Here is a 215-nt window from a genome sequence, read left to right as displayed (position 1 = left end):
ACTGTCGAAAGCTCTGTTGGGGTGTTTAACCATACCTCTGTTTTTGGCGGAATCGTGGCAACATCAGGGAATAAATATAAAGCCATTAACCTCGGTATTGGCCAAAACATCGGCATTTTAGGGGCTTTTTCGGTGGACATCACCCAATCTTACGCCGACACCTTATTGGGGCGTGAGAAAGGCAAAAGCTACCGTATTAACTATGCCAAAGATTT

1 protein-coding gene is annotated in these 215 nt (G+C 44.7%); it reads left to right on the top strand.

The genetic code is table 11. The features are described from left to right. On the top strand, positions 1–215 hold a 215-nt coding region (locus SJ312_RS23480), incomplete at both ends, for a fimbria/pilus outer membrane usher protein (RefSeq protein WP_319868436.1).

It is taken from the genome of Providencia sp. CIM-Carb-044 (genome assembly GCF_033901115.1).
GTDB classification, from domain to species: Bacteria; Pseudomonadota; Gammaproteobacteria; order Enterobacterales; family Enterobacteriaceae; genus Providencia; species Providencia hangzhouensis.
This window is presented reverse-complemented; position numbering and strand designations above follow the sequence as displayed.